Source organism: Pseudideonella sakaiensis (assembly GCF_048320135.1).
In the GTDB taxonomy this organism is placed as follows: domain Bacteria; phylum Pseudomonadota; class Gammaproteobacteria; order Burkholderiales; family Burkholderiaceae_C; genus Ideonella_A; species Ideonella_A sakaiensis_A.
Map to the genome: position 1 here is coordinate 3171950 of NZ_CP182947.1, position 14668 is coordinate 3186617.

Sequence of the window (14668 nt, forward strand, 5' to 3'; positions counted from 1 at the left end):
TCAGTCGAAGACCGGCAGCACCTCGCGCTTTAGCGTGTGCCGGGCCGACTCATAGTCGGGCAGCACCGAGCGGACGATGTCCCAGAAGCGCGGGCTGTGGTTCATTTCGCGCAGGTGCGCCAGTTCATGGGCGACGACATAGTCGACGGTTGCCAGGCCGAAATGGACCAGCCGCCAGTTCAGCCGGATCGTGCCGTTCGAGCTCGCGCTGCCCCAGCGCGTCTGTGCCGACGACAGGCCGATGCGGCGGTACGAGACGCCGAGCTGCGCCGCATAGTGGCGGCAGCGCGCCTCGAACAGCTCGCGTGCCTGGCGCTGCAGCCAGCTCTGCACGGTGTCGCGGATCTGCGCCGCGCTCGCGTCGCGTGGCAGGCCGAGCCGCAGTTCGCGGGTTTGGCCGTCGGTGGCTGCCGCATCGAGCACCGCGCCGCGGACCAGCGGGTCGAGCACGATGACGATGCTGGCACCGAGAAACGGCAGTTCGCTGCCGTCGCACCAGTCGACGCGGGCCGCCTGCAACAGGTTTGCGCGTTCGCGTTGCTCGACCAGCTTGCGCAGGATCCAGCCAGCTTTCTCGCGCAGCGCCGACTCGATGTCGGCAATGCCGACCCAGCGCGGTGCATTGACGCTGAGGCCGTCGGTGCCGACGATGAAGCCGATGCTGCGCCGCCTGGCCCGGCGCAGTGCATAGGCAATCAGGTGGTCGTCGAGCCACAACTCGCGGTCGGCTTGCGGATGGCGGAATTCGGTCGGTGCGAGCAGTGGTGTCGATCGGGCGCCGTCGCGCGTCCGCTGCCGGGGCCGCTCACCGTCTGCGGCGTCACCTGTTGCCGGCGCAGCCGCTGCAGGTGCGGCGTCAAACAGCGACAGCTGGGCCGCGGGTGCTGGTCGGGCGGCGGCGGGGCGGCGGTGCATGAGCGGCGAGTGTACGGCGGGCGTGCGGACTGCCGGCGCAGGCGTCTCAGTGCCTGGTTTGTGCGACCGGCGTCGGCACACCTTCGGCATAGGCCTCGGGATCGATGCGGCGCATCTCGGTCTCGACCCAGCGTTCGACCTCACGCATCAGTTCGTCGGGTTGCCGGCCGGCCGATGAAATCATCGGCCCGATCGACACATCGATTGTTCCGGGGCGCAGCACGAACGAGCGGCGCGGCCAGCATTTCGCCGAACTGACCGCGATCGGCAGCACCGATGCGCCGGTCGCGATTGCCAGCCGCGCGCCGCCGCTTTTGTAGACGCCCTGCTGGCCGCGCGGAATGCGCGTGCCCTCCGGGAACATGATCACCCAGTTGCCCTGGCTCATGTAGCGGCGGCCCTGTTCGGCAACCTTGTTCCAGGCCTCGCTGCGCCGGCTGCGGTCGATGTGCACCATGTCGAGCCTGGCCATTGCCCAGCCGAAAAACGGGATCCACAGCAGCTCGCGCTTGAACACGTAACACAGCGGGTGCGGCATCAGCGTCGGGAAGGCGAAGGTCTCCCAAGTCGACTGGTGTTTCGGCAGCAGGATGATCGGCCCGGATATGTCGGCCTTGTTCAGGTTGTCCATCCCGATGATGCGGTGCTTGACGCCGCAGATCCAGCGCGCGCCGCTGATCGCGATGCGCAGCCAGAAGGTCGTCAGCCAATACAGCCGGGTGCCACGGATGAAGATCGACGCGAGCAGCGACAGGATCGCCCACGGGATCACCGTGACGGCCAGGTAGACCACGAACAGCGCGGAGCGCAGGCGCGGCAGCAGACCGGCCATCATTCGCCGCCGGCCGGCGCGCGCGTCTCGGCCTGGCTGCGCACCTGCTGTTCGCGGCGGATCAGAAAATCGGCAAAGGCCGTCAGGTCCTTGTGCACCTTCGTCTGCGGCACCTGTGCGAGGATCGCGGCCAGCTGTGCATCGTCCAGATTGCCCGATTTGCCGGTCAGCACCAGGTGCGGCTCGCAACCGGCGGACTGCGCCGCCTGCAGATCACGCAGGCTGTCACCGACCGCAGGCACCTGTTTCAGGTCGACCGCATAACGTTCGCCGATCAGCTTGAACAGGCCCGGCATCGGCTTGCGGCAATCGCATTCGTCACCGGGCACATGCGGGCAGAAAAAGACCGCATCGATGCGCCCGCCGCATTCGGCAAGCTTCTGATTCATCTTCAGGTGCATCGAGTTCAGCGTCGCCATGTCGAACAGGCCACGGCCGAGGCCCGACTGGTTGGTCGCGACGACCGCGCGCCAGCCGGCCTGCGTCAACGCTGCGACCGCTTCCAGTGCGCCGGGGATCGGCGTCCACTCGTCGACGGTGGTGACATAGTCGTCGCGGTCCTCGTTGAGGGTGCCGTCGCGGTCGAAGATGATCAGTTTCATCACGTTGTGAATTCTCAGGCGGCCAGCTTGGACAGATCGGCGCTGCGGTTCATCGCCTGGTGCAGCGCGACCAGCAGGCCGAGGCGGTTCGCGCGCAATGCAGGGTCATCGGCGTTGACCATCACCTTGTCGAAAAAGGCGTCGACCGGCTCCTTCAATGCGGCCAGCGCCTGCAGCGAGGCCGTGTGGTCGCCGGCCTCGAAGGCAGCGACCGCTTTCGGCTCGACCGCGGCCAGCGCATCGGCGAGTTCGATTTCCGCTGGCTCGACCAGCCGCGCACGGTCGAGCGCAGGGGTTTTTGCCAGCGCGGCCTTTTTCAGGATATTGCCGACCCGCTTGTTGGCCGCAGCCAGCGCCGGTGCCTCCGGCAGCGCGGCAAAGGCGCGCACCGCGGCGAGCCGCTTCGGCACTTCGGCGAGCCGGGTCGGGCGCAGCGCCAGCACGGCATCGATTTCCTGCGCGCTGTAGCCCTGCTCGCGCAGCGATCCGGCGAAGCGGTCGTAGAAAAATGCCAGCAGCGGCTCGCGAACGGCCAGCTTGTCGGGCAGTGTGCGCTCGCCGATCCGGATCAGCTCGTCGATGTCGAGCGGCAGGTCCTTCTCGACCAGCATGCGGATCACGCCGAGCGCATGGCGGCGCAAGGCAAACGGGTCCTTGTCGCCGGTCGGCAGCTGGCCGATGCCGAACAGGCCGACCAGCGTCTCGATCTTGTCGGCCAGCGCAACCGCCAAGCCGACCGCGTTGCGCGGCAGCTCATCGCCGGCAAATCGCGGCTTGTAGTGGTCCTCGATCGCAAACGCGATGTCGTCGGTCAGGCCGTCGTGGCGTGCGTAGTAGCCGCCCATGATGCCCTGCAGCTCCGGAAATTCGCCGACCATGTCGGTCAGTAGATCGGCCTTTGCGAGCAGCGCCGCATCGTCGGCCTGGCGCGTCAATGCCGCGCCGCCGAGGTGCTCGCCGATCTCGCGCGCGATCGCCCGCACCCGCTGGACGCGTTCACCCTGGCTGCCGAGCTTGCCGTGGTAGACGACCTTGTCGAGCCCGGGCACGCGTTCGGCCAGCGTCTTCTTGCGATCCTGGTCGAAGAAGAAGCGGGCGTCGGCAAGCCGCGGCCTGACGACCCGTTCATTGCCTTCGATGACCCGGCCGGCGTCGGCCGGCGAGATGTTGCTGACGACCAGGAAACGGTTCGTCAGCCGCCCCTGTGCGTCGAGCAGCGGAAAATATTTCTGGTTTGCCTTCATCGTCAGGATCAGGCATTCCTGCGGCACCGCGAGGTATTCGGGCTCGAATTCGCACAGCAGCACATTCGGCCGCTCGACCAGCGCGGTCACCTCGTCGAGCAGCGCCGGATCGTCGATCGGCGTCAGCCCGAGCGGCCCGGCAATCGCGCGCAGCTGCTTGGCGATCTCGTCGCGGCGGGCCGCAAAGCCGGCGATCACCGCGCCCTGTTCGGCCAGTTGCTCGGCATAGTGGTCGGCATGCTGCAGCACGACCGGATCGACCTTCGCCTCGAAGCGGTGGCCGTGGGTCTCGCGCCCGGCCTGCAGGCCGAGGGCGGCCACCGGCACGATCTCCGCGCCGTGCAGCGCGACCAGCGCATGGACCGGGCGTACGAAATGCACGCTGGTCCAGCCGTCGCCGAGCTGGTATTGCATCAGCTTGGGCACCGGCAATTTGGCGATCGCGTCGTCGAGCGCCTTCTGCAGGCCTTCGGCGAGCGTTGCGCCGCTGACCAGGCTGTCGAGATAAAGCGTTTCGGCCTTGCCGTCGAGTTGGCGGCGCAGCTTCGGCAGCGCCGATTCGTCGGCGCCGAGCGCGGCCAGCCGCTTCAGCAGCGCCTGCGTCGGTTTTCCGTCGGCGTCGAGGCCGACGCTGACCGGCATCAGTTTCTGCGCGACGGCGCGGTCGGCGGCCCGCTCGGGCACCGCGCTCAGGTGGACCGCGAGGCGGCGTGGCGACGCAAATGACGTGACGACGCTGTGCGCCGAGACCAGCCCCTGGGCTTGCAGGCCGTCGCGCAGCAGCTTCGCAAAGGCCTCGCCGAGCATCTTCAAGGCTTTCGGCGGCAGTTCCTCGACGAACAGTTCAACCAGCAGATTCTTCATGTCCATCGCTCGTCACGCCGCCTTTTTCTGTGCCGCTTCGGCGAGGCGGGCCGATACCTCGTCGGCCCAGGCTTTTGGCGCCATCGGAAAGCCGAGACGCGCGCGGCTGTCGAGATAACTCTGCGCGACTGCGCGGGCCAGGTTGCGGATGCGGCCGATGTAGGCGGCGCGTTCGGTGACGCTGATCGCGCCGCGGGCATCGAGCAGGTTGAAGCTGTGGCCCGCCTTCAGCAGTTGCTCGTAGGCCGGCAGCGCGAGTTGCTGCGCCATCAGGTGGCTCGATTGCTTTTCGTGCGCGGCGAAGGCGGTCAGCAAAAAATCGACGTCGCTGTGCTCGAAGTTGTAGGTCGACTGCTCGACCTCGTTCTGCTTGTAGACATCGCCATAGCTGATGCCGTCGGTCCACTGCAGCTTGTAGACGTTGTCGACACCCTGCAGATACATCGCGAGGCGTTCCAGGCCGTAGGTGATCTCGCCGGTGATCGGTTTGCAGTCGATGCCGCCGACCTGCTGGAAATAGGTGAACTGGGTCACTTCCATGCCGTTCAGCCAGACCTCCCAGCCAAGGCCCCAGCAGCCGAGCGTCGGATTTTCCCAGTCGTCCTCGACGAAGCGGATGTCGTTGCTCTGCAGGTCGAAACCGAGTGCCTGCAGCGAGCCGAGATAAAGGTCGAGGATGTCGGCCGGCGCCGGCTTCAGCACCACCTGGTACTGGTAATAGTGCTGCAGCCGGTTCGGATTCTCGCCATAGCGGCCATCCTTCGGCCGCCGGCTCGGCTGCACATAGGCGGCTTTCCACGGCTCCGGGCCGATTGCACGCAAGAAGGTGGCGGTATGGCTGGTGCCTGCGCCGACTTCCATGTCATAGGGTTGCAGCAAGGCGCAGCCTTGCCCGGCCCAGTAGTCTTGCAGGCGCAGGATGATTTGCTGGAACGTCAGCATCGGCAGATGGTTTCAGGAGCGGGGCGACGGCAGGCGCCACACAAACAACGCGGGTGGTCGCCGATCGAGCGGCGGCGGGCGAACGGGCAATTCTAGGGCGACACCGGCGCAGCCAGCGCCCGCCGGCCGCTGCGCGAGCGCCGCAACGCGAGCAGCACGATGGCGCTGGCCGCGAGGCCGAGCGGCCACAGGCCAAGGCGGCCGGCCCAGAATGCAAACGGCGTCAGCCCGTCGCGGCCTTCGACGCGCGCGCGCAGCACAACCCTGCGATGCGGCTGCGCGGCCCGGACCACGCGGCCGCGGTGGTCGATCGCGACGGTGGCGCCGGTATTGGTCGCGCGCAGCATCGGGCGCTGCAGTTCGAGCGAACGCATCCGTGAGATCTGCAGGTGCTGGTCGATCGCGATCGTGTCGCCGAACCAGGCGATGTTGCTGATGTTCGCGAGGATCGTCGGCGCCGTCTCGGCCGAGCGAAAACGCGCTGCCAGCTCCTCGCCGAACAAGTCCTCGTAGCAGATGTTCGGCGCAACCCGCTCGCCGGCGACCTGCAGCGACGGGGCAACCAGCGGCCCGCGGTTGAAGTCGCCGAGCGGGATGTGCATCATTTCGGTAAACCAGCGGAAGCCGGGCGGGATGAATTCGCCGAACGGCACCAGGTGGAATTTGTCGTAGCGGTAGTCGGCGCCATCGTCGGACTGCCCCGGCACCAACCCGACCGCCGAATTGGTGTGGCCGTCGCGGTCGTTGCCGAGCGGAATGCCGATCAGCGCATGGGTGCGACCGTCGGCAAACGCGCGGCGCAGCGAATCCCAGAAGCCCGGCGGCATGTCGTCGGGGCGGATCACCAGCGCCGTTTCCGGGCCGATCACCAGGTCGGTGTCCGGCCCGCGCGCTGCCAGCATCTCGCGGACGTGCCATTCGATCGCCGCACCCTGGCGAACCGGGTCGAATTTTTCATCCTGCGGAATATTGCCCTGCAGCAACACGACGTCGAGTTGGCCGCTGGCGCGGCTGAAGTCGATCGTCGGCAGCAGGCCGAGCGCGAGCAGCAGCGCGGCGGTCGCCGCCGGAGCCCAGTGGCGCCGAGGCCCGCGCCCGCTCAGAGCCAGCACGACCCAGGCGCTGACGCCGGTGGCGACCGCGCCGATGCCATAGACGCCGATCAGCGGTGCCAGTCGCGCCAGCGGGCCATCGACGTGCGCATAACCGGAGGCGACCCACGGAAAACCGGTGAAGATCACGCCGCGCGCCAGTTCGGCGAGCAGCCACACCGCAGCCAGCAGCAGCGCATCCGGCCCGGCACGGCCGCTTCGCCAGCGCGCAAACGCGGCCAGCGCGGCCGCCATGTAAAGCGACAGGAAACTGCTCAGCGCCAGCACCGCCAGCGCCGCCATCCACGCCGGCAGGCCGCCGTAGCGGTGCATGCTGATGAAGAGCCACCAAGTACCGGCGCACAGCCAGGCGGTGCCGAAAACGAGGCCGATAGCCGCGGCGCGGCGTGGCGTCGCGGCAACCAGCCGCCAGGCCAGCAGTGCGACCGCAAGCATCTGCAACCACCACGCCTGGGTCTCGACGTAGGCCCAGGTATGGCCGGCGCCGATTGCGGCGGCCAGAGCAAGCTCCTGCCACCGGCGCAGCGCCGGTGCCTGCCGGGGCGCTGAGTCCATCAGGCGCCGTCGCTGCCGATTCCGGCTTCCGCCATCCGCGTGACGCGGAACCAGCGCACCGCGCCGCCGCGCGTCAGCATCACATTGAACTGCAGCCCGCCGAGCTTGACGGTCTCGCCGCGGCGCGGCACCCGACCGAACTCGTGGGCGACCAGGCCGCCGATCGTTTCGAAGTCTTCTGTCGGCAAATCGACCGCAAAAGCCTCATTTACTGCGGAAATGTCGGCATCGCCGGCGACTCGCTGGCTGCCGTCAGCCAAGGTGTAAATGTCGGAATCGCCGTCCTTGTCGTCGAATTCGTCTTCGATTTCGCCGACGATCTCCTCCAATACGTCCTCGATCGTGATCAATCCGGCCGTGCTGCCGAATTCGTCGATGACGATCGCCAGGTGGCTGCGATTGGCGCGGAAATCGCGCAGCAACTCGTTCAGGCCCTTCGATTCCGGAACAAAAACCGCCGGTCGCAGCATCGTCCGCAGGTTCAGCTCCGGCGAGCGCTGCAGCTTCAGCAGGTCTTTCGCCATCAGGATGCCGATGATGTTGTCGCGTTCGCCTTCGTAGACGGGAAACCGCGAGTGGGCGGTATCGATCACCGTGTACAGCAGCGAGTCGTAATCGGCGTTGATCTCGAGCATGTCCATGTGCGGCGTCGCGACCATCACGTCGCCGGCCGTCATGTCGGCCATCCGCAACACGCCTTCGAGCATCATCCGCGACTCCGGCGCGATCAGTTCGCGATTTTCGGCGTCGGCCAGCGTTTCCATCAACTCGTCGCGGGAATCGGGCCCGGGCGACATGAACTCGATCAGACGCTGGAACAGGTTGCGGCTGTCGCCGCTGGCGGCCGCCTTCGAGGGGGTCCGGCCGGAATTCGATCGACTAGGGTGAGGGTCTGGCATCGCCGTGGCGAAAGTTGGACAGCGCCAAGGTTAACCGATGCGGGTCTGTCCTGGGCTTGACAGATATGCTAGTTTGTCGGGTTGGCCGATTCCGGGGCCTGCTTTTGATGCGGCACCGGGTTCCCTCCAGGCCCGATTTGACCCATCACAAGGAAGCACATGGCACTCATTCCCGCCACCATCCTGACCGGCTTTCTCGGCAGTGGCAAGACGACGCTGCTGAAGCGCGTCCTCACCGAGGCCCATGGCCAGAAGATCGCCGTCATCGAAAACGAGTTCGGCGACGAGAACATCGACAACGACATCCTGGTCCGCGACAGCGGCGAGCAGATCATCCAGCTGAACAACGGCTGCGTCTGCTGCTCGATCCGCGAGGATCTGCGGACGACGCTGTCCGACCTGGCCGAGAAGAAGCGCCGCGGCGAACTCGATTTCGAGCGCGTCGTGATCGAAACCACCGGCCTGGCCGATCCCGGCCCGGTCGCGCAGACCTTCTTCATGGACGACGAGATCGCCGAGAGTTACCTGCTCGACTCGATCCTGACGCTGGTCGACGCCAAACACGGCGACCAGCAGCTCGACGACCGCCAGGAGGCGCGCCGGCAGATCGGTTTTGCCGACCAGATCTTTCTCAGCAAGACCGATCTGGTCGACGGCGAAGCGGTCGAATCGCTGATCCACCGCGTCAAGCACATGAATCCGCGGGCGCCGGTGCAGAAGGTCCATTTCGGCGAGGTGCCGCTGTCCGAGGTATTCGACCTGCGCGGCTTCAACCTGAACGCGAAGCTCGACATCGACCCCGACTTCCTGAAGGCCGACGACCACGACCACGATCACGACCACGACCACGGCCATGGCCACGATCACCACGATCATGCGCCGGGCGAGGCCTGCGACCACCCGCACCGCCACGTGCATGACGACGACGTCAAATCCTTCGTCTTCCGCTCGGACCGGGCGCTGAACCCGGCGAAGCTGGAGGATTTTCTCGGCGCGATCGTCCAGGTCTACGGCCCGAAGATGCTGCGTTACAAGGGGGTGCTGAACCTGAAGGGCAGCGACCGCAAGGTGATCTTCCAGGGCGTGCACCAGCTGATGGGCAGCGACCTCGGGCCGAAATGGGCGCCGGGCGAAAAGAAGACCAGCAAGATGGTCTTTATCGGCATCGACCTGCCGCGAGACGTGTTCCTGCAAGGGCTGGAGCAATGTCAAGTCTGACGGCCTGTGCGATGAATACCACATTTGATATGGCGCAGATCAAGGCCGGCGCAAGCTGGCTACAATCCGCGGCGCTTCGAACCTGCCCGTCGGCCGCATTCGCGGATTGCTACGACGCCGTGCACCTGGAAGTACCGCGGTAAAGAGGAGCAAACGTGAACAAGACCATGGCGAAACCAGCGCCCGAACCGAAGCCGGTTACCGAGGCAAAAGCCTCATCCGAAGCGCCTGCGGTCAAGCCGCGCGCCGGCAAGGGTCGGGCGGCGCCGCCGCCGGCGCCCGCGGCAGCGCCGATCCCGCCGCCGACCTCGCGTTTCGCCGACCGTTTTGCCCCGCCACGCCCTCCGACCCGCCAGATGAATCAGATGACGGCCGATATCACGAAAAGCCCGCACAAAGCCGATCCGAAACTCGTCAATGCCTGGAAATCCAAGGCTGGACGCGAATTGAGCGAAGCCGAACTGCTGGCGATGCCCGATTCCGAATACATGAACGACAAGCAGCTCGACTTCTTCCGCGCCCGCCTGCAGGCGCTGAAGGACGACCTGCTGTCGAATGCCGACGAGACCACCGAGCACCTGCGCGAGGACACGTCGATCGTTCCGGACCCGGCCGATCGCGCGACCATCGAGGAAGAACACGCGCTCGAACTGCGCACCCGCGACCGCGAGCGCAAGCTGCTGAAGAAGATCCAGCAGTCGCTGGCCCGCATCGAGGCCGGCGACTATGGCTTCTGCGATGAAACCGGCGAGCCGATCGGCCTTGGCCGGCTGATCGCGCGGCCGACCGCGACGCTTTCGCTGGAAGCCCAGCAGCGTCGTGAGTTGAAGCAGAAGATGTTCGGCGACTGAATGCCGCCCGGACATCGGCCCTGAACCATCGGCTTTCATGACCGACGGCAAAGATACCCGGGGGTTTTTCCGCAAGGTCGTCAACTTCGTCGTCAATCCGCGGGCCGAGGCGCAAAACAGCCGCCCGGCCGACGCGGCGGTTCGTGAAAGCGAATTCGACAAGGGCGAACTGAAGGCGATGATCGAGCGCAAGCGGCGCAATGATTTTGTCCGCAAGCGCGAACTCGATCTGCTGCGCAAGCTGCGCCGCGAAGGCCTGAGCGCCGAACAGCTTGCCGCGCTCGGCAGTTCGGCCGGCATCGACGATACGCAGAGTGCCGACGACGCCGACGTCCACATTGCCGAACCCGGCATGAAGGCGAAGATCGACGAGATCGAGCAGCAGATGGCCGAGCAGCCAATGTCGGAAGCGGCCGCATTTGCCGCCCGCCGGGCCGCCGACCGGCAGGCGCTGGAGCGCAGCCTCGCCGATACCGTCGCCGACCCGCTGCTGTCGGAGCGTGCCCAGGCAGCCGATGGCGGACAAAGCCTTGCCGCGCTCGAGTTTCCGCGCACGAACGCGCCGGATTCCGGCTTTCTGCACGGTGGCCGCGCGCCGATCTCACGCTCGGCAATCGAGGTCACCGAGGTCGGCCACGATCCGGAACTCGACGAGGCGGTGATCCTGTACGCGAATGGCGACAATGCCAGCGCCGAAGCGCTGCTGATGGCATTGATCGGCAGCCGCGGCTCTCGCCAGGACCACCGCGAGACCTGGATGGTCGTATTCGATCTCTACCGGGCGACCGGCCAGCAGGCGAAATTCGAGACGCTGGCGGGCGAGTTCGCGCAGCGTTTCGGCCAGTCGGCACCGCACTGGTTTTCGGTTCCGAAAATGATCGCCGAATCGGCCGCCGCTGCCAAGCCGCCGGCGCCGCCAAAATCTGCCGAGGCAAGCTGGACCGGCCCGGAGGAGCTCGATGCCGCCGCCGTTCGTGGACTCAGCCAGCGGCTGCAGAGCGCGCCGCTGCCGTGGGTACTCGACTGGACGGCGCTGCAACGCATCGCCGACGATGCCGTTCCCGAACTGCTCGAATTGTTCGGTTCATGGGCAGCGCGCGACATCGAGATGCGCTGGATCGGCGGCGAGATCCTGCTGTCGCAGATCGCCGCGGCGACGCCGGTCGCGATGCCGGAGGTCGACCAGCGGTGGTGGGCATTGCGGCTGCTCGTGCTGCGGATGATCAACCGGCCGGAAAAATTCGACGAGGCCGCGATCGATTTCTGCATCACCTACGAAATCTCGCCTCCTTCATGGGAGAACACCAGTTGCCGGGTGCGCATCAGCGGGCCGATCGGCGCGCGCACGCAGATCGCGCAGACAACGATCCTCGGCCCGGCGAGCACGACCTTCGTTGAATCTGAGCTGGTCGATCAGCCGGGCCCGGTGCAGATGGTGCAGCTCGAGTTGTCCGGCCAGATGGTCGGCGATGTCGGCGCATCGCTGGAAAAGCTCGATCAGCAGGTTGGCAGCTCGAAGCTGATCGAGTTGTCCTGCCTGAAGCTGCTGCGCGTCGATTTCATGGCCTCCGGCGAACTGCTGAACTGGGTGCTGGCGCAGGACCGCAGCGGCCGCGCCGTCCGTTTTACCGATACCAACCGCCTGGTGGCACGGTTTTTCGGTGCGGTCGGCATCGACGCCCATGCGGCGGTGCAGGTGCGCGCGGTCTGAGGCGCCGCCCCGCTCGGCGGCGATGCCCGCGTCGGGCGCAGCAGGCCGGCAAACGTGCTTGAATCGCGTTCCGGCAACCCCATATGTCCGCGATGGAACAGTTTCATGGAACAACGATCGTCAGCGCGCGCCGCGGCTCGGCGGTTGCGCTCGGTGGCGACGGCCAGGTCACGCTCGGCAACATCATCGTCAAGGCCAGCGCCCGCAAGGTGCGCAAGCTGCACCACGACAAGGTGCTGGCCGGTTTTGCCGGCGCAACCGCCGATGCCTTCACGCTGTTCGAGCGTTTCGAGGCCAAGCTCGAAAAGCACCAGGGCCACCTGGTGCGCGCGGCGATCGAGCTGACGAAGGACTGGCGCACCGACCGCGTGTTGCGGCGCCTCGAGGCGATGCTCGCGGTGGCCGATCACCAGGCCTCGCTGATCATCACCGGCAATGGCGATGTGCTCGAGCCCGAACACGGGCTGATCGCAATCGGCTCCGGCGGCGCCTATGCGCAGGCGGCGGCGCGCGCGCTGCTGCAGCACACCGAAATGAACCCGCAGGAGATCGTCAAGCAGTCGCTGTCGATTGCCGGCGATCTGTGCATCTATACCAACCAGAATCACGTCGTCGAGGTATTGGAGTGAAGTCGTTGCCAGCATTCAGCGCGGGAGTGTCTCGATGAGTTCGATGACGCCGCAGGAAATCGTCTCCGAACTCGACCGCCACATCGTCGGCCAGCAGGATGCGAAGCGCGCGGTTGCGATCGCGATGCGCAACCGCTGGCGCCGCCAGCAGGTCGACCCGGCGCTGCGCAGCGAGATCACGCCGAAAAATATCCTGATGATCGGCCCGACCGGCGTCGGCAAGACCGAGATCGCACGCCGGCTGGCCAAACTCGCCGATGCGCCGTTCATCAAGGTCGAGGCGACCAAGTTCACCGAAGTCGGATATGTCGGCAAGGACGTCGATTCGATCATCCGCGACCTGGTCGACATGTCGGTCAAGCAGCAGCGCGAGGCGGCGATGCGCAAGCAGCGCAGCAAGGCCGAGGATGCCGCCGAAGACCGCATCCTCGATGCGCTGGTGGCGCCGCCGCGCGGCGCGGTCAGTGATCCGTCGCAACTCGATGCCGCGACACCGGAGAACACCGCCCGCCAGGTGATGCGCAAGCGCCTGCGCGAAGGCAAGCTCGACGACAAGGAAATCGAGATCGATGTCGCCGATGCCAAACCCAGCCTCGAGATCATGGGCCCGGCCGGCATGGAGGAGATGGCCGAGCAGCTGAAGGGGCTGTTCGCGAATATCGGCGGCCAGAAACGCAAGACGCGCAAGCTGAAGATCGCCGATGCACTGAAGCTGCTGGTCGAGGAAGAGGCGGCGAAACTCGTCAACGAGGACGAGATCAAGACCAGCGCACTGTTCAATGCCGAGCAGAACGGCATCGTCTTCATCGACGAGATCGACAAGGTGACGGCGCGCTCCGATACCGGCGGCAGCGCGGCCGAAGTCTCGCGCCAGGGTGTGCAGCGCGACCTGTTGCCGCTGGTCGAGGGCACGACGGTCAGCACCAAGTACGGCATCGTCAATACCGACCACATCCTGTTCATCGCGTCTGGCGCCTTTCATCTGGCGAAGCCGAGCGACCTGATTCCGGAGCTGCAGGGCCGGTTTCCGATTCGCGTCGAGCTCGGTTCGTTGAGCGTCGACGATTTCGAGGCGATCCTGACGACGACACATGCCAACCTGGTGCGTCAGTACCAGGCGCTGCTCGCCACCGAAGGGCTGACGCTCGACCTGACGGCCGACGGCATTCGGCGGCTGTCGCAGATCGCCTACGACGTCAACGAGCGCACCGAGAATATCGGCGCGCGCCGGCTGTCGACGGTGATGGAGCGGCTACTCGACGAGGTCAGCTTCGACGCGCCGAACCGCTCCGGCCAGACGGTGCGAATCGATGCCGCGGCGGTCGACGCCAAACTCGGCGAGCTGGCGAAAAACGAGGACCTGTCGCGTTATATCCTGTAGGCCTCGGCGGCCTTCTGCGCCTGCAGCACCAGCAGGCCGTCGAAGATCAGGCTGTCGATCGTCGCGAAATGCAGATCGGTGATCGCGGCCAGTTTCGACGCCGCGCCACCGCTCATCAGCAGCACCGGCTCCTGGCCACTGAATTCGCACAGCTTGCGGTGCATGCGCTCGATCGCGCCGGCCATTGCATTCGAGCCGCCGCTCATCAGCGCGTCGCTGGTATTGGTCGGGAAATCGGTGATCTCGCCGGTCGGCACCTTCAGGCCGGCGGTGCTCATCTCGAGCGCGCGCTGCATCACGCCGAAGCCGGGCAGGATCATGCCGCCGAGAAAATTGCCTTCGGTATCGAGTGCATCGACGGTGACCGCGGTGCCAACCATCACGACCAGCGCCGGCCGCGGCTGCCCGCGCGAGATCACCCGATGGCGGGCGCCGATCAGCGCGACAAAACGGTCCGGGCCGAGCCGGTTCGGATGGTCGTAGCCGTTGGTGATGCCGCCGGCCTGTCGCGACGGCACGACCCAGCGCGGCGGCAGGTCCCACAACTCGAGCTGCTCCTCGACGCGGCGCTTGATGCCTTCGCCGGCGACGATGCAGCCGAGCATCGTGTGCGGCGTCGGCAGATCCTTCCACACGGTGTCGGCCAGATCGTCGATGGTTTCGAGGAATACCGCGCCGTGCGCGAGCAGCGTCGCGCCAGGCGCAGCGCCGGCGTACTGGGCCCATTTCAGGCGGGTATTGCCAACATCGACGGCGAGAAAGGTCATCCGGAGCGGGCACCAGAGCGGCGCGTTGGAATGGAAAAAGCGGGATCCGCGCAGGCGAAGATTAACCCGATTGCCGCCAGCCGTTGAATGGCCAGGCGCTAGACTGCGCCGAACAAGCGCGTTCGGCGGCCACGGCAGCGCCGCCG

At 66.3% G+C, this 14668-nt stretch carries 13 protein-coding genes; 5 read left to right on the forward strand and 8 right to left on the reverse strand.

Going from position 1 to position 14668, the window contains the following annotated elements; genetic code table 11:
* From ACNH6H_RS14380 to ACNH6H_RS14410, 7 genes are all read right to left on the reverse strand, one after another.
* Complete coding sequence (locus ACNH6H_RS14380; RefSeq protein ID WP_418318590.1) at positions 1-915, reverse strand: M48 family metallopeptidase; 915 nt, start codon at positions 913-915, stop codon at positions 1-3.
* A gap of 46 nt (positions 916-961) precedes the next feature.
* Positions 962-1747, reverse strand: a complete 786-nt coding sequence (locus tag ACNH6H_RS14385; protein ID WP_418318591.1) for a lysophospholipid acyltransferase family protein — start codon at positions 1745-1747, stop codon at positions 962-964.
* Positions 1747-2349, reverse strand: coding sequence for a D-glycero-beta-D-manno-heptose 1,7-bisphosphate 7-phosphatase (gene gmhB, locus ACNH6H_RS14390; RefSeq protein ID WP_418318592.1), 603 nt, complete (start codon positions 2347-2349; stop codon positions 1747-1749). The genes ACNH6H_RS14385 and gmhB overlap by 1 nt, the downstream gene beginning before the upstream one ends.
* 14 nt (positions 2350-2363) lie before the next feature.
* Entirely contained in the window at positions 2364-4463 is a 2100-nt protein-coding gene (gene glyS / locus ACNH6H_RS14395; protein WP_418318593.1) for a glycine--tRNA ligase subunit beta, read from the reverse strand.
* A gap of 6 nt (positions 4464-4469) precedes the next feature.
* Positions 4470-5399: a glycine--tRNA ligase subunit alpha gene (glyQ, locus tag ACNH6H_RS14400; RefSeq protein ID WP_418318594.1), complete on the reverse strand. Its 930-nt coding sequence runs from the start codon at positions 5397-5399 to the stop codon at positions 4470-4472.
* Between the two features lie 92 nt (positions 5400-5491).
* Positions 5492-7066, reverse strand: coding sequence for an apolipoprotein N-acyltransferase (lnt, locus tag ACNH6H_RS14405; protein WP_418318595.1), 1575 nt, complete (start codon positions 7064-7066; stop codon positions 5492-5494).
* Positions 7066-7965, reverse strand: a complete 900-nt coding sequence (locus ACNH6H_RS14410) for an HlyC/CorC family transporter (protein ID WP_418318596.1) — start codon at positions 7963-7965, stop codon at positions 7066-7068. The genes lnt and ACNH6H_RS14410 overlap by 1 nt, the downstream gene beginning before the upstream one ends.
* A gap of 159 nt (positions 7966-8124) precedes the next feature.
* Between ACNH6H_RS14410 and ACNH6H_RS14415 the strand changes: the two genes are divergently transcribed.
* From ACNH6H_RS14415 to hslU, 5 genes are all read left to right on the forward strand, one after another.
* Positions 8125-9183 carry a CobW family GTP-binding protein gene (locus ACNH6H_RS14415; protein WP_418318597.1) on the forward strand — a complete coding sequence of 353 codons (1059 nt, stop codon included), beginning with the start codon at positions 8125-8127 and terminating at the stop codon, positions 9181-9183.
* 155 nt (positions 9184-9338) lie between these two features.
* Positions 9339-10034 carry an RNA polymerase-binding protein DksA gene (dksA, locus tag ACNH6H_RS14420; protein WP_418318598.1) on the forward strand — a complete coding sequence of 232 codons (696 nt, stop codon included), beginning with the start codon at positions 9339-9341 and terminating at the stop codon, positions 10032-10034.
* A gap of 37 nt (positions 10035-10071) precedes the next feature.
* Positions 10072-11745, forward strand: a complete 1674-nt coding sequence (locus ACNH6H_RS14425; protein ID WP_418318600.1) for a hypothetical protein — start codon at positions 10072-10074, stop codon at positions 11743-11745.
* 92 nt (positions 11746-11837) lie between these two features.
* Positions 11838-12374, forward strand: a complete 537-nt coding sequence (hslV, locus tag ACNH6H_RS14430) for an ATP-dependent protease subunit HslV (RefSeq protein WP_418318602.1) — start codon at positions 11838-11840, stop codon at positions 12372-12374.
* 34 nt (positions 12375-12408) lie between these two features.
* Positions 12409-13755, forward strand: coding sequence for an ATP-dependent protease ATPase subunit HslU (gene hslU, locus ACNH6H_RS14435; protein WP_418318604.1), 1347 nt, complete (start codon positions 12409-12411; stop codon positions 13753-13755).
* Here hslU and ACNH6H_RS14440 read toward each other — a convergent pair.
* Positions 13743-14522: a type III pantothenate kinase gene (locus tag ACNH6H_RS14440; RefSeq protein WP_418318605.1), complete on the reverse strand. Its 780-nt coding sequence runs from the start codon at positions 14520-14522 to the stop codon at positions 13743-13745. The two genes, hslU and ACNH6H_RS14440, sit on opposite strands and share 13 nt — an antisense overlap.
* Positions 14523-14668: the final 146 nt, after the last annotated feature.

Excerpts from the sequence above, each read along its gene's own strand:
- hslV (WP_418318602.1), top strand. The coding sequence starts at position 11,838 with ATGGAACAGTTTCATGGAACAACGATCGTCAGCGCGCGCCGCGGCTCG.
- lnt (WP_418318595.1), bottom strand. The coding sequence starts at position 7,066 with ATGGACTCAGCGCCCCGGCAGGCACCGGCGCTGCGCCGGTGGCAGGAG.
- glyS (WP_418318593.1), bottom strand. The coding sequence starts at position 4,463 with ATGGACATGAAGAATCTGCTGGTTGAACTGTTCGTCGAGGAACTGCCG.
- ACNH6H_RS14415 (WP_418318597.1), top strand. The coding sequence starts at position 8,125 with ATGGCACTCATTCCCGCCACCATCCTGACCGGCTTTCTCGGCAGTGGC.
- ACNH6H_RS14385 (WP_418318591.1), bottom strand. The coding sequence starts at position 1,747 with ATGGCCGGTCTGCTGCCGCGCCTGCGCTCCGCGCTGTTCGTGGTCTAC.
- ACNH6H_RS14410 (WP_418318596.1), bottom strand. The coding sequence starts at position 7,965 with ATGCCAGACCCTCACCCTAGTCGATCGAATTCCGGCCGGACCCCCTCG.
- ACNH6H_RS14380 (WP_418318590.1), bottom strand. The coding sequence starts at position 915 with ATGCACCGCCGCCCCGCCGCCGCCCGACCAGCACCCGCGGCCCAGCTG.
- hslU (WP_418318604.1), top strand. The coding sequence starts at position 12,409 with ATGAGTTCGATGACGCCGCAGGAAATCGTCTCCGAACTCGACCGCCAC.
- glyQ (WP_418318594.1), bottom strand. The coding sequence starts at position 5,399 with ATGCTGACGTTCCAGCAAATCATCCTGCGCCTGCAAGACTACTGGGCC.
- gmhB (WP_418318592.1), bottom strand. The coding sequence starts at position 2,349 with ATGAAACTGATCATCTTCGACCGCGACGGCACCCTCAACGAGGACCGC.
- ACNH6H_RS14425 (WP_418318600.1), top strand. The coding sequence starts at position 10,072 with ATGACCGACGGCAAAGATACCCGGGGGTTTTTCCGCAAGGTCGTCAAC.
- ACNH6H_RS14440 (WP_418318605.1), bottom strand. The coding sequence starts at position 14,522 with ATGACCTTTCTCGCCGTCGATGTTGGCAATACCCGCCTGAAATGGGCC.